This is a genomic window from Aeromicrobium sp. CF3.5 (assembly GCF_051262695.1).
Taxonomy (GTDB): Bacteria; Actinomycetota; Actinomycetes; order Propionibacteriales; family Nocardioidaceae; genus Aeromicrobium.
In genome coordinates, this window is the sequence record NZ_JBIMEZ010000005.1 from 161,401 (window position 1) to 180,055 (window position 18,655).

Below are 18,655 nucleotides of genomic sequence, written 5' to 3' on the forward strand. Positions count from 1 at the left end.
CCACGACACCTACGTGTCGATGTCCTTGGTGCTGAAGTTCGCCCACGCTGCGCCCACGAAGACCACCAAGTACGCGGTCTGGGCGATCAGGCCGCGGATGACGTCGCCCCAACGGATCGGATCGCGGAAGAGATCCACGAAGGCCAGCCAGTAGCGCGTCGGCAAGTAGGGCTGCAACACGTCGGCGGCGTCCAGACCCAGCAGCACGGTGGACCCGATGAGAATCGCGATCGTGCCCAGAGCGGCGGTCAGGCCGGCCTCGGTGACGGTCGACAAGAACAGGGCGATGGCCGCGACGCCCAGCATCATGAAGGTGACATACCCCAGCGCCAGGCCGGTGCGCTGGATGGTCTCGGCCTGGGTGAGCGTCGATCCCGAGACGCTCGTGACGGTTCCGGTGGGATCGCCGTCGCCGAGCAGCAGCAGGCCCTCGACATAGGCGAGCGCCGCGACGATCAGCACCGCGATGAGCACGAACACGATGACGGCGATCAGCTTGGCCACCAGCAGCCGGGTGCGGCCCACCGGACGGATCAGCAGGTAGCGCAAGGTGCCTTTCTGGGCCTCGCCCGCGATCGAGTCGCCGGCGATGACCGCCACGGCGATCGGCAGGAACAGGGGCAGCACGATGCCCAGCGCCGCCAGCGGGAACAAGGTTCCGTCGGTCAGCACGGCGGACAGGAACGGCGGGCCGGTGCCCGGCCGCGGGCCGATCGCCGTGAGCGCCAGCAGCACCGCCACGACCAGGGGCAGCGCGTTCAGCATCGCGATGGTGATCCACGTGCGACGACGTCGCATCAGCGCGAACAGCTCGACGCGGATCATGCGGCGTCCTCGCTGGCTCGCAGCACGACGTCCTCGAGGCTGATCCGCAGGGGGCCCAGCTCGGTGACCTGAAGGCCTGCGGACACCAGGGCCCGATTGACGACGGCCGGGTCGTCGGCGCGCACCACGATCCGGCCGGCCTCGGTCGACTCGACGATGTCGCCGAGCACCTCGACGGCCCAGTCCGTCTGCGGCGTGTGCACGATCACTCGACCGGTGGGCGACAGCAGCGTCGTCAGCTGGTCCTGCAGCACCAGCCGCCCGCGGTCCAGCACGCCGATGCGGGTGCACATCTGCTCGATCTCGGCCAGCAGGTGGCTGGACAGGAAGATCGTGGTGCCGTGGGAGTTCAGCTCGACCAGTAGGTCGCGGATCTCGCGAATGCCCTGGGGGTCGAGGCCGTTGGTGGGCTCATCGAGGATCAGCAGACGAGGAGTGCGCAGCAGGGCCGATGCCAGGCCGAGACGTTGGCGCATGCCGAGTGAGTAGGTGCGCACGGGGCGCTTGTCCGACGGGTCGAGGCCGACGCGATCGAGTACCTCGTCGATCCTCTTGCTGCGTCCTCGACCGATGCGGCCCGGGCCGGCGGAGTCGAGGGTCTTCAGGTTGGAGCGTCCCGAGAGGTGGTCGTAGGATCCGGGGCCCTCGACAAGAGCTCCCACCTCGGGCAGCACCCGGCGGGCCTGTGACGGCATGGGACGACCCAGCACCTCGATCTCGCCGGACGTGGCCAGGACCAGCCCCAGCAGCATGCGCACCGTGGTCGTCTTGCCCGATCCGTTGGCGCCGAGGAATCCGTAGATGTCGCCCTCTCTAACGTCGAGGTCCAGGTCGGCGACCGCGGTGACGGGGCCGTAGCTCTTGGTCAGGTTGTGCGTGCGGATCACTGGACCTGCACTCCTTCTGTGAGTTCGTCGGCGGCAGCCGTGAGTGTCTCGGGTGTCACGGTGCCGGCCAGGAGGAAGACGCCACTGCCCCTGTCGCCCGAGGTGAGCAGGATCGACAAGGGGCCGATGGACAGCGCCGTGCCGGCAGCGGTCTGCTCGGCGGAGGCAGCCGCGGAGAACTGGTCGCGGGCCCGTCCCTGCACGTCGCGGCGCAGCGGGATCGCGACCAGCGCGGTGGGACCGCGCCCGTAGATGCCGACCGCACCCAGGTCGTCGGAGTTGCCGCGGCGGTCCAGCCCGGCGACGGAGTCGGGCAGGACGAAGGGGGCGAAGACGTTGGCTCCTGCGGCGAGGTCGATGGCATCACGGGTGCGGACCTCGGCGCCGGGCGGCGCGGCGAACGTGGTGGTCTCGGGGTCGGGGGGCGTCAGGTCCAGCCGGTCGACCTCCGTGCGGAGCACCGGCTGATCCGCTCCGGCCCCTGTGACCTCGACCTGGAGCGGGAGACCGGTGTCGGCATCGGCCCACACATCGGCCCGGCCGATCGTGCTCTGCTCGTCGCTCGGCGTCAGACGGAGGCCAGCGGTGTCACGGCCAGCGATCCGACGCTCCGGCAGCCGGGTCAGCTCGTCGTCGGTCGCGCCATCCAGCAGGCGCTGGGCCAGCTGGTTCGGCAGCAGGTCCGACACGTCGGGCAGGCGCACCGGTGAGTAGGGGCTGGTGGTCGCGCGGGCCGACTCGAAGACCCACGAGGTCAGCTGGTCGCCCTCGCGGATCAGACCGGTCTCGCCGGTCTGCCGCACCCGGTCGACCCGCCAGCTCTCCGGGTCGCGCCACCAGACGCGGACGTCCTTCTGTTCTCCCAGCAGCTCGGCGACACCGGCGAACGAGTCGGTGTCGGGGATCTGCAGCGTGCCGCGGGTGGTGACGTCGCCGGACCACGACTGCGAGCGTGAGTCCTCGATGGATCGGGCGAGGTCGGTCGCGCTCACGTCGGCCGCGTCGGCCGGCAGGAGTGCAGGCACCACCGGACCCACGAGCGCGAGGACGGCGACCACCGCCACCGCACCCCACCTCCGCCGTCTCGTCACCCACTCACGCTACCGACCGCACCCAGTCGAGTCCGCCAGGTCGAGGAGTGTCCGGCCGTCGGAGGGCCAGCTCCGCGCCGTCCGTGCTTGCGACGGCCCGTCACTCTTGCGACACTTTGCTCTGTGACACTCAGGTCGGACGGAAGCGAGCTCGATCGCGGGGGGCACGAGATCTTCGATCTCGCGCAGGCCGTGGGGCGAGTCGTCGACTCCGCACAGAGCATGCTTCACGACACCGCGGGTCAGGTCGGCAACGACGACCTCGCCCGTCAAGTGCGTGACCTGGCCGACGAGATGGGACGCAGTCACACCCGCACGCTGCGCTCGCTGGAGAACCACGCCCAGCAGCTGCTGATCGCAGCCGCGGTCTACGGCGAGACCGACCAGGACCTCGCCCGCGAGATGCGCGACAACGCATGATCGGTGGGGACGCGACACCGAGCGGAGCGCCGCCGGGCTGCAGAGCCTCGGCGACCGGGTCGCCGCCTCGTGGGAGGGCGAAGCAGCCCTGCAGTACGAGGCCACCCGCCGCCAGGCAGGTCTCGCCGTCACCGCCATCGGCGAGTCGCAGTGCGCGGCCGCACGCTCCCTCGAGGAGTACGCGAGCGAGTACGAACGGGTCGAGACCAGCACTGGCGACGCGGCTGACGCGGCCCGCGACGCCGCGCAGCGGTACGTGTCCGAGGGCCGCACGGCGCTCGGCGTCGTGCACACGGCGCTCGACATGTTCTTCGACAACCCGATCGTCGACCTGCTCGGCCACTTGACACCGGTCGTGCACGACCTCCAGCGCCGCATCGCCGAGTGGAACCCCCACATCGAGATCCAGACCGTGCTCACCACCGGCGCCGACATCACGATCGGGACGGCCGAGGTCGTCGGTGCCGCGATGGCGGGGGGCTTCGACTGGGCGGTCAACCGCATCCTCGACGGCATCGAGGCCGTCGCCGGCTTCATCGGCGGCGCGATCGACGCGGCGCTGGATCTCGTCGACCGCGTGCAGCGGGCCTTCGAGCAGGCCGTCGGCGAGGCGATCCGCATGGCCCAGTCGGTCGTCAAGCGGTTGTACGACTTCGGCGTCCGCACCGCGGCGTCGCTGGGCCACCTGGTGGTCGAGATCACGCATTCGGCGTGGGAGGCCTCGGTCGCGATGGTGAGGGCGACCACCGACTTCCTCGTCGAGATCGGCATGGAGGCACTCGCCGCGCTCAATGCCATGCAGCAGGCGTCGGAGGCCTTGGCGGCACTCCTCGTGCTGGCCGGCGGGACCCTCAACCCGCTCACGCCGATCTCGCAGCGAGGGCGTCGACGTATCGACCCGGCGTTTGACGAGGACGCGGCCCGACGCTTCGCCACCGACGAGTCCTTCGGACGGTATGCCAAGGCCATGAACCAGCTGTCAGGTGCGTCCTACGACCAGTCCGGGGCGCCGGAGGGCTGGGAGCGGGTCGAGAACCTCGTGGGGCCCGAGGGTGCCGCGGCCGCCTTGTTCGTCAACACCGACGGCGACTACGTGCTGTCCTTTCGGGGTACCCAGCCCTCGGAGACCGACGACATCTTCCAGGATCTGCAGAACGCCGGCAACCTGCCGTCGGAGCAGCACCAGTGGTCTATCCGCGTCGCCCAGGAAGCGGGCGAACGAGCCGCAGGCGCGGGAGGCGACCTCGACATTACGGGTCACTCGCTCGGGGGCTCCCTCGCCTCCACTGCGAGCATCGCCACCGGTCAGACCGCCACCACGTTCAACGCGGCCGGAGTCGGCGCCGGCAACCACCTGCTGGCGATGCTGGCCGGCGGCAAGGGGCGCTCCGAGGAGCAGATCACGAATTTTCACACTCCCAACGACCCGTTGACCTTCGTGCAGAGCGTCGCCACCGTCGACGTGGCCGCCGGTGCATTCATCACCGTCCCCACCAACACGCCGGGTCGTTCGACGGGCACGGCTGGGAGTCCTTCGACTGGGACGCGGCGGGGGTGCGTGACTGATGGCCGCCGACGTCCCCCGGTTCGCCTTGGCGCTGCCCGGGCGGTGGATGCAGATCCCGTGCGACGACGATGCGTGGGTCGCCGCCTTCGCCGACCTGCTCCGGGACGCGGGCCGAGCGGCTGAGGCCGACGACATCCTGCAGGGGATCGACGCCGTGCGGCACACCGGCGGCGACCAGATCCTGCTGAAGCAGGAACCGCGCGACCCGCAGGTCATGGCGTGGGTGTGGCCGCCCCATGCGCGTGCCACCACCACGCCGGAGCTGGAGCCGGCTCTGGCCGGTGGTCGGTCGACCGATCCGTCCGGAATCGTCACCGCCTTTGCCCACCGCGAGGGCTACGCGTGTGCGCGGGTCCAGGAGCCGAGCCCCTCGGCTGACGCCTCCGCGCGCACCTATGGCTTCGGTCACCCCGTGTCCGGTCGGGTGCTGCTGATCAGCATCACCGTGCTGGCCGCGGAGTCTACGGACTCGGCCTGGGCGTTCTACGACAAGGCCCTGCGGCACGTCTCGTGGCACGATGACGATCGCGACGCCGTGTCTGGCGGCGACGACGAGGAGGAAGAGCGATGACTCGAGACGTTCGTGCCAGGTGGGGCGTGCTGGTCGTGCCGGCGTTGCTGGGTTCGGTGCTGGCCGCGTGTGGTGGAGACACGCCGGGTGCTGGTGGTGGATGCACCGATGCCTCCGACGAGCTGGTGGCCGACGTGCGCGACCGGGCGCGGCAGGACTTCATGAACGGCGACACCAGGATCGCGGGCCTGGAGGTCAACGAGGTGATGACGACGGAGCTGTCGCAGGACCTGCAGCGGTTCGGAGCCGATCGCCTGGTTGCGGTGCGGTACGACGCGTTCTTCGCCGGTGAGGAGGGCGAGGATTTCCCGGGTGTGGGAGTGACCGGCTTGTTCGTCGCCGACGCAGAGGGGATCATCGGTCCGGTCAGCGAGTCTGCCGTCATGTTCGCCTACGACAAGCCCGAGGGCGCCGATGGGTACGACGCGTGGGCCACGCAGGTCGACGACTCGCCGTCGGGGCGCGCGGCTTCGGAGTGCGTGAGCCCGTACTGATTGCTCGGCCCCGGGCCCCGGATTCTGCTACCCGACAGACCGAATCCGACGAGGAAACGGTCCGAGGGGTAGCAGAATTCGCTCAGGGAAGGGGCTCGACGACCGTGTGGTCGCCGAGGTTCGCCGCGAGGGTCGCCAGGTGGTGGCGCCCGTCGCCGAGCAGGTGATCGATCGCGGTGAGACGCGCGGTGTAGTGCCCCACGCTGTACTCCGCGGTCATGCCGATGCCACCGTGCAGCTGGATGGCGTCCTGACCGATGTGGCGGCTGGCGCGGCTGACCTGCAGCTTGGCGCGGGTCGCCGCCTCGATGATCGTGGCAGGATCGTCGCTGTCGATCAGCACGAGCGTCGACCACATGACGGTGCTGCGAGCCAGTTCCAGCGACACGTACATGTCGGAGGCGCGGAACGTCAGCTCCTGGAACGTCATGAGGGGCACGCCGAACTGCTTGCGCGTCCTCAGGTACTCGGTGGTGGTCTGCAGGGCGAACTCCATGGCGCCGAGTGCCTCGTGCGAGTACGCGATCTGCGCCTTGGCCACGGCCAGGGCGACGGTGCCGGTCTGGTCCGCGCCGGCCTCGCCCAGCGGAGTGGCCGGGGTGCTGGCGAACTCGACCTTGGCCGCGCGACCGCCGTCGAAGGTGCGGTAGCCGCTACGGGTCAGGCCCGAGGCGTCCGGCTGCACCAGGAACAGGCCGACCTTGTCCTCGCCCAGTGAGGCGGTGACGATCAGCAGGTCTGCGCGCTCACCGGTGATGACCGGCTCCTTGACGCCGGTCAGCGTCCAGTCGTCGCCCGATCCCGATGCGGTGACGCCACCGGCTGCGGTGTCGTAGCGCGCTCCGGGCTCGTTGAGTGCGACCGCCGGCACGAGCGTGCCCTCGGCGATGCCGCCGAGAATCTCAGCGCGCTGGGCGTCGGTGCCGGCGCAGGACACGAGACCGCCTGCCAGCACGACGACCTCGACATAGGGCTCGGGAGCGATGACGCGCCCGATCTCCTCGGCCACGATCGCCACCTCGGCCGGGCCCGCGCCCATGCCGCCGTCAGCCTCGGCGAAGGGCAGCCCGAGGGCTCCCATCTCGGCGAGCCGCTGCCAGGTCTTCTCGTCCCAGCCCGGATCGGTCTTGGTCACCTCACGGCGAGTCTCCGAGGAGTCGTAGGCCTTGCCCAGCAACCCCTTGACCGCGTCCTTGAGTGCGTCTTGCTCGTCGTCATACAGAAAATCCATGTCAGGCCCTCAGTCCGAGAATGGTGCCGGCGATGATGGTGCGTTGCACCTCGTTGGATCCGCCGTAGATGGATGCCTTGCGGTAGTTCAGGAAGTTCGGCACGGCGACCTGGGCCCAGTCGGGCACGTCCGACCCGTGCGGGTCGCCCGCGGCGAGCGCTTCGGGGCCGGCGATGTCCACGACCAGCTCGGTGACCGCCTGCTGCAGCTCGGTGCCGCGCAGCTTGAGCACCGACGACGCCGGGTGCGGCTTGCCGTCGGTGGAGTTGGCGACGACGCGAAGCGCCGTGAGCTCGAGTGCCAGCAGCTCGTTCTCCAGATCGGCGAACTGCGCGGCGACGAGTGGGTCGTCCAGCAGCGATGAGCCCCCGGGACCAGCGGTCTTGGCGTTCTCCTTGGCGGTCGCGAGCACGCGCTTGGTCGAGCCGACCGGTGCGACGCCGACGCGCTCGTTGCCGAGCAGGAACTTGGCGTAGTCCCAGCCCTTGTTCTCCTCGCCGACCAGGTTGGCGGCCGGCACTCGCACGTTGTCGAAGAAGACCTCGTTGACCTCGACGCTGCCGTCGATCAGCTCGATCGGGCGAACGGTCAGGCCCGGTGTCGTCATGTCGATCAGCAGGAACGAGATGCCGGCCTGCTTCTTGACGTCGGGATCGGTGCGCACCAGCGTGAAGATCCAGTCGCCGTACTGACCGAGCGTGGTCCACGTCTTCTGGCCGTTGACGACGTACTCGTCGCCCTCCTTGACCGCGGTGGTGCGCAAGGACGCGAGGTCGGAACCCGCGTCGGGCTCGCTGAAGCCCTGGCTCCACCAGATGTCGAGGTTGGCGGTCTTGGTCAGGAAGCGTTCCTTGATCTCATCGGATCCGAACGCGGCGATGACGGGACCGACCATGCTGGCGTTGAACGCCAGGGGGATCGGCACGTTGGCCATCTGCATCTCTTCGTGCCAGATGTGGCGCTGCAACGGCGTCCAGTCCTTCCCGCCCCACTCCACCGGCCAGTTCGGCACGGCCAGCCCGTGTGCGTTGAGGACTTGCTGCGACTCGACGATCTGCTCCTTGGAGAGCTCGCGTCGGGCGGCAACGGTGTCGCGGATGTGCTGCGGCACCTTCGTGGTGAAGAACGTACGCATCTCCTCGCGGAACGCTACGTCCTCGGCGGACAATTGCAGGTGCATCGCTAACTCCTGGCTGTCGGGATCGTGGCCAACACTACTCCTCAGTAGTGGCGGGTCCATCTTAATGCACTCGGCGTGCAGTTACTTGTCGCGACGCTTGCGGGTGCGCAACGGTCCCACCAGGCGCGGGCCGCTGAGCCGCTGCTCGAGTCGGCGGGCCTCGCGGCCCAACGGCTGAGCGATGTACTCGCCGAGGATGACGCCGGAGGCCAGGGCCACGGCACTGGCGACGGCCGCGATCAACGAGATGATCCCGATGAAGTTGTCGTCCGCCAGGAGCGACAGACCGCGGTAGATCGACAGGCCCGGCAGCAGCGGCGCGATGCTGGGCACCACGATCACCAGCGGTGGTACCCGTACCCGGCGGGCGACGCTGTAGCCGACCAGTCCGACGAACGTCGCGGCAACGCCTGAGGGCCACGCCGGTGTCGAGCCCGGGCTCGACAGGGCCACGTAGATCAGCGCCGCGAGGCCCCCGACCACGGCGATCGGGAGCGCAGATCGAGTCGGTGCGTACGCCGCGAGAGCGAAGGCGGCGGATGCGAGCGCTCCACCAGCCGCCGCGACGGGCAGTGACGCCAGCTCGGTGGTGGTCGCAGCCGTCGTGATGGTGATACCGAACAGGGACCCGAGCGCGAGGCCTCCGCCGACGCCGGCGACGATCCCGACCGTCGACAACAACACCTCCAGGATCCGTGCGTTGGCCGTCACGTAGTACCCGCTCAGTGCGTCCTGGAAGGCGCCGATGAATCCCAGGCCGGCCAGCAGGGTCACGATCCCGGTCACGATGACCAGCGACGGGTCGACCGGGACTTCGGCGGCCTTGGTCACCACCGCAAGCATCGACACGAAACCCCCGCCCGCGATCTGCAGGTAGAAGTCGGGGAGTCGGAATCGCGACAGCAGTCGCCCGACCGCCTGGGCGCCGGCCGCAGCAGCGGCGGCGATGAGCGCGACGAGGGGACTTCCGCCGAGCAGCAGCGCGATTCCGGCGCCGAGCACGCCCCACGCCAGGGACACGGCCCAGCGCGGTGCGCGGTGGCCGGTCGAGGAGATCTGCGCGATGCGAGAGCGGGCTCCGTCGAGGTCGATCGCGTCGTCCAGCAGGTCGCGGACCAGGTGGTCGACCTGGGTGAGGTCGTCGTAGTCGGTCGAGCGACGCGTGACGTGACGCGTCGCGGTGGCCGAGGGCGAGTCCGGGCCCGCCTGGTGACTCATCCTCAGCGAGGTGAAGGTCAGGTCGACGTGCGCCTGACGCACGCCGAGGTGGTGGGCAACGGCGGACATCGTGGCCGCGACATCGGCGGCGCCAGCGCCGTTCGACAAGAGGTTTTCGCCGATGCGCAGGGACAGATCGAGAGTCTGATAGGTGTGCGAGTCGGACATGTCTCCATCGTGACGACCGGCAGGCTGTCAGAACAAGCCGGGCCTGGAGAGATTGCTCACCAGCTGGTGTAGAGCAGGTGCTGGATCAGCAGCGCGCTGATCAGCTGGATGGCCAGCGCCCACCGAAGGCCCCTCGGCGACAGCAAGGCGATGGACAGGGTGGCCCAGGGAATGAACGGCAACCAGATGCGTTCGACCTCGGCCTTGCTCATGCCGGACAGGTCGGCCACGACGATCATCGCCAGGCCGCCGCCAATGACCAGCAGCAGCGTCCGGTCGAGTCGTCGACCCAGCTGGATCAGGCGAGCGACGCCCATGCCGAGTGCGGGGCCGGCGCTGAGCGCGAGGGCCGCGAGGTTGGCCCAGACCCAGTAGGAGAACGGTCGGATGCTCGCGACGCCGTCGAAGTAGCGCTCGCGCAGCACCGGGTAGGCCTCCCACCACCGGAAGCCGTAGACGGCGAAGACCAGCACGACGGCCACGGCTGCGAGAACGGCGCCGGGCAACGGTTTCCAGGAGCGCGCGGCGAACAGGATCGCGACGGCGAGCAGTCCCAGGAGTGGCAGGCCGTAGGACATCATCACGCAGTAGCCGAGCAGGAGTCCGGCGCCGACCGACCAGCCGATGATCGGCCCGGTGCGGCTACGGGTCGCGGCCAGGGCCAGGCAGACCATGCCCCAGGCGGCCACGGCGGCGAACATCGCGTCGGCGGACACGGCCAGGAAGATGGCCGCGGGCGAGAGCACGAGGAACGGGGCTGCGCGGCGGGCGAAGTCCTCGCGATCGAGGGTGCGCAGGGTGACCATGACCGCCGGCGCGATGGTGGCGGCGAGGACCGTCACGACGATCCCGGCCGTGTAGTTGCCGCCCAGCCCGATCGTGACCAGTCCGATGAAGAACAGCAGCGCGCCCGGCGGGTGACCGGCCAGGTGGGTGACCCAGTTGTCCGGTGCCGAGTAGGGGATGCGGCGGACGTAGTCGTCCAGCATCGCGGGGACGTCGGTGATGACGCGCGCGTCGCGCAGGTACTCGTAGGGATTACCGAGCACGCGGCTGATGCCTGAGCTGCCGTCGACGTAGGCCAGCGCCATCATCCAGGCGAATCCGGCCACGAATCCCACCAGCAGCAGGCGTCGCCAGGTCAGCTGCTCCGCAAGACGCGGGCCGTAGCGAAAACCGAGCACGGCGATGAGGATTGCCGGGATGGTGCCGGGGCCGAAGAGCTTGGGCTCCCACAGGCCGTGCAGCGGGGAGATGTCGTCGGGGCCGACGGTGGCTCGCGGATACACCTCCCAGCCGAAGACGTTGGGCAGGATCACCGCCGCGGCGATGATGGCACCGGTCACCAGCAGGCCGATCCAGGGGATCCACTCGCGTCCGGGTGCGTCGAGCGTTGATCGTCTCGCCTGCGCGGCGTCGGCGGTCGCGTTCACGTCATCGACTCTAGAGGGGAGGACCGAACGGTCTAGTCTCGAGGACGCTTGATCGACCAGGGTTCGAGATGCTCATAGCCCTTGACCGAGGTGCGGCGGATGCGTCGGACCCGGAACTCATCGTCCAGGCCGCGCAGGGCTGCGGCGAGCTCGTCGTCGATCAGGACACGACCCGGTCGGGCGATCGAGGTCAGCCGGGACGCGATGTTGACGGTGGGTCCGAACACGTCGCCCAGGCGTGCCAGGACCTCGCCCTGGGCCGCCCCGACGCGCACCTTGGGGAATCGTTCGTCGCTGTCGGCGCGCTCGACGAGCTCGAGGGCCAGATGGCCGGCATCGATCGGGTCGTCGAGCTGGAACAGCACCTCGTCTCCGATCGTCTTGATCACCTGACCGCCGTGGGCGACGACCAGCTCGGTCACGACGCGCTCGAACCACTCGACCATCTCGCCCAGGGCCCGCGCGCTGAGCTGCCGGGTGCGCGATGTGTAGCCGACGATGTCGACGAAGCCGATGATCGACATCGACGACGGGCCAGACGTCGAGCTGCTCAGCGCCATCCGGCTGGCGGTGCTGAGCAGGTGCCGACGCCAGATCAGGCTCTGCACCTGCTCCACCATCGGGATGACCTCGGCGAGGACCTCCAGCGGCGGACCGGTCTCGTCGTCTGTGGACAGCGAGCTCAACAGCAACCGGGTCTGCCAGTCGGCCAGACGTGAGAAGGAGCGCCCGAGGGATCGGACGAACTGGGGGATCCGTTCGGGGTCGACGACGCCGAGATCGGTGAGCCGGGTCGTGATGCGCAGCGCCTCGACGTCGGCGTGCGTGAAGGCGATGCGGTCCTCGGGAACCTCGGGAAAGCCCAGATAGCGCCACAGGGCCTTGGCCTCATCGAGGCTGACCCCGGCCTCGGCGGCCATCTGCGGATGCGTCAACGTCGGGGGACCGTCGAAGAGGAAGTCCGCGGCGACGTCGATCAGCAGGGATGGATCGAAGGCAGGCGCGTCGGACTGGTCGCCAGGTGGCATGGGCGCTCCTCGGGTGCGGTGCTGGCGATCCTAGTGCCCGATCCGGCCCAGCCGGGTGGTGAGCCGGTGGTGGCGCTATAGGCTCACGGCCGACCGTTCCGCCGAACACCGGGAGATGACATGACCACGTGGGTCGAGGACGCCGCGCTGGGCGCCGGGTACGAGATGTCGACCATCGATCTCGGTGATGATCCTGATGGGCAGGGCGCGATCGAGGCGACCCTGGTCCGCGCGACCCATGCTCCCGATCAGCGCCGGGGGGCCGTGCTCTACGTGCATGGCTTCTCCGACTACTTCTTCCAGCACGAGCTGGCCGAGTTCTGGATCGAGCGCGGATACTCCTTCTACGCGCTCGACCTGCGCAAGTGCGGTCGCTCGCGTCGCGAGGGCCAGACGGCGCACTACGTGTCCGACCTGGCTCTCTACGACGTGGAGCTGGACGCCGCGCTCGCCACGGTGCGCGCCGAGACCAACGACGCGCCGGTGATGTTGTCCGGGCACTCCACCGGTGGTCTCGTGCTGCCGCTGTGGTTGACCCGCCTGCAGCGCCGCCCCGGCGGAGCGGTCGGAGCAGGCATCGCGGGCCTGGTCCTGAACAGTCCGTGGTTCGACCTGCAGGGCGCCGCCTGGATGCGCTCGATCGGCACGCAGGCGATCCGAGCCGTGGCTCGGGTGCGTCCGCTGGACCCCATCCGGCTGCCCCACACCGACGCCTACGGCTCGAGCCTGCACATGAGCGCGCACGGTGAGTGGGAGTACGACGTCGAGTGGAAGCCGCTGAGTGGATTCCCCATCACCTACGGCTGGCTCACTGCAGTGCGCCGCGGCCAGTCGGTGCTCCACAAGGGTCATGACATCGGGGTGCCGTCGCTGGTGCTGCACTCCACGGGCAGCTGGTTCTCTCGTGGCTTCGGTGACAGGGTCGTGGGCGCTGACGCCGTGCTCGACGTCAAGCAGATCGCCCGATGGGCCGGCTGCCTGGGCAACGAGGTGACGCTGCGTCCCATCGAGGGCGCCAAGCACGATGTCTTCCTGTCACCCGCCCCGGCCCGCGCGGCGGCCTACGCGACGATCGACGCCTGGCTGCCCAGCGACTCCCGCTGAATCGGAATCTCAGCGCGGGCCTGGGCGCACGGCGACGTCCGCTCTGGAGGCTGTCGGGGTCCGTCGCTAGTGTTCTGACGTGGACGCCCCCCTTGCCTTGTATCGCCGCTATCGGCCGGAGACCTTCGCCGAGGTCATCGGGCAGGCTCACGTCACCGATCCGCTGCGGCACGCGTTGGCGGCCAATCGCACCCACCATGCGTACCTGTTCTCCGGCCCTCGCGGCTGCGGCAAGACCACCAGCGCGCGCATCCTCGCGCGTGCCCTCAACTGCGAGCAGGCGCCCATCGCCGATCCGTGCGGAGAGTGCCAGAGCTGCCGTGACCTCGCCCGTGGAGGGCCCGGCAGCATCGACGTCATCGAGATCGACGCGGCCAGCCACGGCGGCGTCGATGACGCCCGCGACCTGCGCGAGCGGGCCTTCTTCGCACCGGTCAGCAGCCGGTACAAGGTCTACATCATCGACGAGGCGCACATGGTGTCCGCGCAGGGCTTCAACGCGCTGCTCAAGCTGGTCGAGGAACCGCCCCCGCACCTGAAGTTCATCTTCGCCACCACCGAGCCGGACAAGGTCATCGGCACCATCCGGTCGCGCACCCATCACTACCCGTTCCGTCTCGTCCCCCCGGCCGCCCTCACCGAGTACCTGCAGCAGCTCAGCGCCGCTGAAGACGTCGCGGTCGAGCCGACGGCACTGCCGTTGGTGGTCCGCGCCGGTCAGGGCTCGGTGCGCGACACCCTCAGCGTCCTCGACCAGCTGCTCGGCGGGGCTGGCGACGACGGCCTCACCTACGAGCTCGCGGTGCAGCTGCTGGGGTACACGCCCGACTCCCTGCTCGACGAGGTCGCCGACGCCATGGCCGCCCGCGACGGCGCCACCGTGTTCGGCGTCATCGACAAGATCATCGAGTCCGGCCAGGATCCGCGCCGCTTCGCTGAAGACCTCCTGCAGCGGCTTCGCGATCTCATCATCATCTCGGTGGTCCCCGACGCGGCGGCGCAGGGGCTCATCGAGGTCCCTGGTGACCGGGTGGCGCCGATGTCGGCCCAGGCCAGCGCCTTCGGGCCGGCCGAGCTCGCGCGCACCGCCGACATCGTCAACGCGGCACTGATGGACTTTCGTGGAGCGACCGCACCGCGCATGCTGCTCGAGCTGATGTGCGCGCGCATCCTCGTGCCGGGTGCCGACGACAGCACGCTGGGCCTGCAGGCGCGCATCGACCGCCTCGAGAAGCGCCTGTCGATCGACGTCCCCGCCGCGACCACGGCCCCGGCGCCCACACCCGTGCAGGCGCCAGAACCCACCACCTCGGCGGCCCGTCCTGCGGCGCAGCCCGCGGCTCACGCACCTGCTGCTTCGCCCCCTGCACCTGAGCCGGAGCCGCGACCCGAATCTCAGCCTGAGCCCGCCCCCCAGGTCCAATCCACACCCGAGCCTCGACCCACACCCGAGCCGCAGCCCGTTCCGGCGCACGTTGAGGAGCCGGAGCCACCAGCTCCCGCCGAACCCGCTGCGCCTGCGCAGTCGGTCGAGCCGATCGGGACTGTGTCGGTGTCCGACCTGCGCAAGCTGTGGCCCGACGTCCTGATCAAGGTGCAGGCCATGCGCCGGTTCGCCTGGGTCCTGCTGAGCCAGAACGCCCAGGTGGTCGATCTCGAGGGCAACGTCGTGACCCTCGGGCTCACCAACGCGGGCGCCCGCGAGTCCTTCGTGTCCAACAAGGTCGGCGAGCACGTGTCCGCGGCCCTCACCGACGTCTTCGGGGGCACCTGGACGATCGACACGATGATCGACGTCACCACCAAGCCGGCACCGACCGACCCGACTCCGGCCCCGCCCTCGCAACCCGCCACACCCCCGCCACCGCGGGTCGACACGGCAGCAGCCGCCCAGGCCGTGCGCGACAAGCTGAACGAACCGGGCGAGGAGCCCGGCCACCCCGACGGTGACGCGCACACCGACGACGAGATCGTCGACGACGGCACGACCGACCCCGAGGAGCTGCTGACCCGCGAGCTGGGTGCTCAGATCATTGACGAATCCACGCACGACTGAGCCAGCCGCAGCCCCTCGGGTCCAGCGCACCCGTCTCGACCTCGATCTCGACCCCCTCGAGGTGGTCCGCCGATTCCGCGGTCGGGATCGGCTCGTGGCGCTGCTGGGCGCGTGGCACCACGGCGAGGCGCTGATCGCCTTCGATCCCGTGGGGGTGCTGACCGGTGATCCGTTCGCCGTCGACCTCGAGCCGTCGCCGGACCCTGGATTCGGTGGTGGCTGGATCGGTGCCTGGGGATATCAGCTCGGGTCCCGGCTCGAGCGGTTGCCACCCTCGCCCCCGCGTCCCGAGCCGCAGCCCGATCATCGGGTGGCCTTCTACGATCACGTGCTGCGCCGCACCGACGGCACCTGGTGGTTGGAGTCCCTGCGCAGCGACTCCGCCCGCGACGCCCAGATCCTTGCAGCGCTCGAGTCGCCCGGGCCGCCCCGTGACTTCGAGGTCGGATCGTTCGAGATGACGCCCGGCCTCGACGGTCACCGGGCCGCCCTGGAGCAGGTGCTGGAGCACGTGCGGGCCGGAGACATCTTCCAGGCCAACCTGTGCGCCCGACTCGAGGCGCCGTTTCGAGGTGACCCGCTCGACGCGTTCTGCGCGGGGGTCCGGCAGCTGCGACCCGCCTACGGCGCCTTCGTGTCCTCGCCGGAGGGGGCGCTGGTCAGCTTCTCGCCCGAGCTGTTCCTGCGCCGCACCGGCCGCGACGTGCTCACCTCGCCGATCAAGGGAACGGCCCCCCTGGAGTCCGATCCGGCCGAGCTCGTCGCGTCCGCCAAGAATCGGGCCGAGAACGTCATGATCGTCGACCTCATGCGCAACGATCTCGGTCGGGTCAGCGTGCCTGGATCGGTCCGCGTGCCGGCACTGGCCCGCGCCGAGAAGCACGCCGTGTGGCACCTGGTGTCCGATGTCGTGGGGCGCGTCGGACGTGACGTCAGCGATGCCGAGGTCCTGCGCGCCACGTTCCCTCCGGGCTCGGTCACCGGTGCGCCCAAGGTGCGCGCGATGCAGATCATCGCCGAGCTGGAGACCACGGGTCGCGAGGCCTACACCGGGACGATCGGGCACGTCAGCCCGTCGGCCGGGTTGGAGATGAGCGTGGTCATCCGCACCTTCGAGTTCGCGGTCGCCGCGGACTCGGGATCGATCGAGCGGGTCTGGCTCGGGGTGGGTGGCGGGGTCGTGGCCGGCTCGACGCCCGAGGGAGAGGTCGCTGAGTGCCTGGTCAAGGCGCGCCCCCTCATCGAGGCCATCGGGGGCACCCTCGACCTGTGGGCCGATCCGCCGGCGGACACGTCGTCGGTCGTCGGGCCGCAGCCCGTGGCGCGCTCGGCGGACGTGTCCCGCGGTGTCTACGACACGGTGCTGGTCGTCGAGGGGCGTGCGGTCGACCTCGACGCTCACCTGGCTCGCCTCGACGCCTCGGTCAGGTCGGTGTACGGCACCACGATCCGCGCGGGACTCGACGACGCCGTGCACCATCGTGTCCGCACCCTGGCTGGTCGTCACCGGCTGCGGATCGACGCCGTCCCCCGTGGCGGGCAGGTCGACGTGACGATGACCGCCCGACCGATCGATGACGACGTCGATCGCTGGACCCTGCGTTCGCGCACCGTGGCGGGCGGGCTGGGTGATCACAAGTGGTCCGACCGCTCGGCCCTGTCGCCGGTGGTGGACCCGTCCGTCGACGATCTGTTGGTCGACTCCGACGGATCGCTGCTCGAGACCGGCCGGGCGTCGTTGTTCCTGGTGCTCGACGACGGCGTGCACACCCCCGCCACCGACGGCCGCATCCTGCCCGGCACGTCCCGAGCGCAGGTCGTGGAGCGGCTGAGGGCCGCAGGGATCCCGGTGTTCCAGCGGCGGCTGACACGCGACGATCTCGGCCGAGCCAGCGAGGTCTTCGTCACCAACGCCCTGCGCGGGGTCGTGCCCGTCACGACGATCGACGACCACCACTGGCCGGTCGGCCGCACCACGACCTGGCTCCGCACCCTCACGCCCCCAGGTCCCCCAGCTACCCCAACTGCCCCAACTTTTGTAGCGGTAGGCAGCCGTCGACCATCCGGACACCTGCCTACCGCTACAAAAGTTGGCGCTGGGGGCGCTGGGGGCGCGCGGGTGCTGTTTGTCGACAACTATGACTCGTTTGTCTACAACTTGGTGCAGTACGTGACCGCGCTCGGGGCAGGGGCCGAGGTCGTGCGCCATGATGCCGTGTCAGTCAGTGACCTGGTGGCTGCTCGCGCTCGTGGAGACTTCACGCACCTGATCGTCTCGCCCGGGCCGGGCGCGCCGACCGACGCGGGGATCAGCATCGAGGCGATCCGGCGGCTGGGGCCGGCCACCCCCACACTCGGCGTCTGCCTCGGGCATCAAGCAATCGCCGAGGCGTACGGAGCGACCGTCGTGCGCGCTCCCGAGGTCGTGCACGGCAAGCCGTCACTGGTCCACCACGACGGTCGAGGAATCTTTCGCGGGCTCGACTCACCCTCGGTCTTCGCGCGCTACCACTCCCTCGTCGTCGACGGGACCTCCGTGCCCGCCGAGCTCGAGGTCACGGCCCGCACCGCCGCCACGACCACCGCGCCCGGTCTGGTGATGGGATTGCGGCACCGCACGCATCCCGTCGAGGGCGTCCAGATGCACCCTGAGTCGATCCTCACGACCCACGGCCACCAGATGATCGCCACTTTCCTCGCTCGCACCCACAGATCGAGAATCGTGGGGCTGGGCGACTAGGGTGAGGGCATGTATGACGGCGTGATCCAGGACCTCATCGACGAGCTCGGGCGGCTGCCCGGGATCGGGCCGAAGAGCGCCCAGCGCATTGCCTTCCATCTGCTCGATTCCGACCCCGAGGACGTCAACCGGTTCGCCGCGACGTTGGTCGAGGTCAAGGCCAAGGTCCACTTCTGCTCGACCTGCGGCAACGTCACGGTCGATGTCGAGTGCCGGATCTGCGCCGACCCCCGCCGCGACGCGACCGTGCTGTGCGTCGTCGAGGAGAGCAAGGACGTCATCGCCATCGAGCGCACGCGGGAGTACCGGGGCCGCTATCACGTGCTCGGCGGCGCGATCTCGCCCATCGCGGGCATCGGACCCGACCAGCTGCGGATCAAGGAGCTGTTCGGTCGCCTCAACGACACGGCCATCACCGAGGTCATCATCGCCACCGATCCCAACCTCGAGGGCGAGGCCACAGCCACCTACCTGATCCGTCAGCTGTCCACCCTGGGCATCGCGGTCAGCAAGCTGGCCAGCGGCCTGCCCGTTGGCGGAGACCTCGAGTACGCCGACGAGCTCACGCTCGGTCGCGCCTTCGAGGGCCGTACCTCGATCGCCCCCGCCGCCACGTCGGTCTGATCGGACACGCGGGGTCCA

Annotated in this window: 15 protein-coding genes and 1 pseudogene; 8 read left to right on the forward strand and 8 right to left on the reverse strand. The window is 69.7% G+C overall.

Annotated features, from left to right (window positions below):
* Positions 1-9: 9 nt before the first annotated feature.
* From ACHAA3_RS11150 to ACHAA3_RS11160, 3 genes are read right to left on the reverse strand one after another with little or no spacing between them, the layout of a single operon-like run.
* Positions 10-825, reverse strand: a complete 816-nt coding sequence (locus ACHAA3_RS11150) for an ABC transporter permease (RefSeq protein ID WP_435709084.1) — start codon at positions 823-825, stop codon at positions 10-12.
* The gene (locus ACHAA3_RS11155; RefSeq protein ID WP_435709085.1) at positions 822-1,712 is read right to left on the reverse strand and encodes an ABC transporter ATP-binding protein; all 891 of its coding nucleotides are present in this window, start codon (positions 1,710-1,712) and stop codon (positions 822-824) included. Before ACHAA3_RS11155 ends, ACHAA3_RS11150 begins: the two co-directional genes overlap by 4 nt.
* Entirely contained in the window at positions 1,709-2,803 is a 1,095-nt protein-coding gene (locus ACHAA3_RS11160) for a sigma-E factor regulatory protein RseB domain-containing protein (RefSeq protein ID WP_435709086.1), read from the reverse strand. The genes ACHAA3_RS11155 and ACHAA3_RS11160 overlap by 4 nt, the downstream gene beginning before the upstream one ends.
* Before the next feature lie 123 nt (positions 2,804-2,926).
* Here ACHAA3_RS11160 and ACHAA3_RS11165 point away from each other — a divergent pair, with 123 nt between their 5' ends.
* From ACHAA3_RS11165 to ACHAA3_RS11180, 4 genes are all read left to right on the forward strand, one after another.
* A complete protein-coding gene (locus tag ACHAA3_RS11165; RefSeq protein WP_435709087.1) occupies positions 2,927-3,223 on the forward strand; it encodes a hypothetical protein in 297 nt (98 codons plus the stop codon).
* Positions 3,224-3,479: 256 nt separating this feature from the next.
* Entirely contained in the window at positions 3,480-4,913 is a 1,434-nt protein-coding gene (locus ACHAA3_RS11170; RefSeq protein ID WP_435709088.1) for a hypothetical protein, read from the forward strand.
* Positions 4,837-5,361: a hypothetical protein gene (locus ACHAA3_RS11175; protein ID WP_435709089.1), complete on the forward strand. Its 525-nt coding sequence runs from the start codon at positions 4,837-4,839 to the stop codon at positions 5,359-5,361. The genes ACHAA3_RS11170 and ACHAA3_RS11175 overlap by 77 nt, the downstream gene beginning before the upstream one ends.
* Complete coding sequence (locus ACHAA3_RS11180) at positions 5,358-5,855, forward strand: hypothetical protein (RefSeq protein WP_435709090.1); 498 nt, start codon at positions 5,358-5,360, stop codon at positions 5,853-5,855. The genes ACHAA3_RS11175 and ACHAA3_RS11180 overlap by 4 nt, the downstream gene beginning before the upstream one ends.
* Before the next feature lie 82 nt (positions 5,856-5,937).
* Here ACHAA3_RS11180 and ACHAA3_RS11185 read toward each other — a convergent pair whose 3' ends face one another.
* From ACHAA3_RS11185 to ACHAA3_RS11205, 5 genes are all read right to left on the reverse strand, one after another.
* On the reverse strand, positions 5,938-7,086 hold the full coding sequence (locus ACHAA3_RS11185; protein WP_435709091.1) for an acyl-CoA dehydrogenase family protein: 1,149 nt from the start codon (positions 7,084-7,086) through the stop codon (positions 5,938-5,940).
* Between the two features lies 1 nt (position 7,087).
* Entirely contained in the window at positions 7,088-8,266 is a 1,179-nt protein-coding gene (locus tag ACHAA3_RS11190) for an acyl-CoA dehydrogenase family protein (protein WP_435709092.1), read from the reverse strand.
* Positions 8,267-8,347: 81 nt separating this feature from the next.
* Positions 8,348-9,652, reverse strand: coding sequence for a threonine/serine ThrE exporter family protein (locus tag ACHAA3_RS11195; RefSeq protein ID WP_435709093.1), 1,305 nt, complete (start codon positions 9,650-9,652; stop codon positions 8,348-8,350).
* A gap of 56 nt (positions 9,653-9,708) precedes the next feature.
* Positions 9,709-11,085 carry a hypothetical protein gene (locus ACHAA3_RS11200; protein ID WP_435709094.1) on the reverse strand — a complete coding sequence of 459 codons (1,377 nt, stop codon included), beginning with the start codon at positions 11,083-11,085 and terminating at the stop codon, positions 9,709-9,711.
* Positions 11,086-11,117: 32 nt separating this feature from the next.
* Positions 11,118-12,113, reverse strand: a complete 996-nt coding sequence (locus ACHAA3_RS11205; RefSeq protein WP_435709095.1) for an adenylate/guanylate cyclase domain-containing protein — start codon at positions 12,111-12,113, stop codon at positions 11,118-11,120.
* 120 nt (positions 12,114-12,233) lie between these two features.
* Between ACHAA3_RS11205 and ACHAA3_RS11210 the strand changes: the two genes are divergently transcribed.
* From ACHAA3_RS11210 to recR, 4 genes and pseudogenes are all read left to right on the forward strand, one after another.
* Positions 12,234-13,217: an alpha/beta hydrolase gene (locus ACHAA3_RS11210; protein ID WP_435709096.1), complete on the forward strand. Its 984-nt coding sequence runs from the start codon at positions 12,234-12,236 to the stop codon at positions 13,215-13,217.
* A 79-nt stretch (positions 13,218-13,296) separates the two neighbouring features.
* A pseudogene (locus tag ACHAA3_RS11215) lies at positions 13,297-14,934 on the forward strand (DNA polymerase III subunit gamma and tau); the annotation flags it as partial.
* Between the two features lie 316 nt (positions 14,935-15,250).
* Positions 15,251-18,013, forward strand: coding sequence for a chorismate-binding protein (locus tag ACHAA3_RS11220; protein ID WP_435709097.1), 2,763 nt, complete (start codon positions 15,251-15,253; stop codon positions 18,011-18,013).
* 9 nt (positions 18,014-18,022) lie between these two features.
* Entirely contained in the window at positions 18,023-18,637 is a 615-nt protein-coding gene (gene recR / locus ACHAA3_RS11225; RefSeq protein ID WP_435709098.1) for a recombination mediator RecR, read from the forward strand.
* The last annotated feature ends 18 nt before the right edge of the window (positions 18,638-18,655 follow it).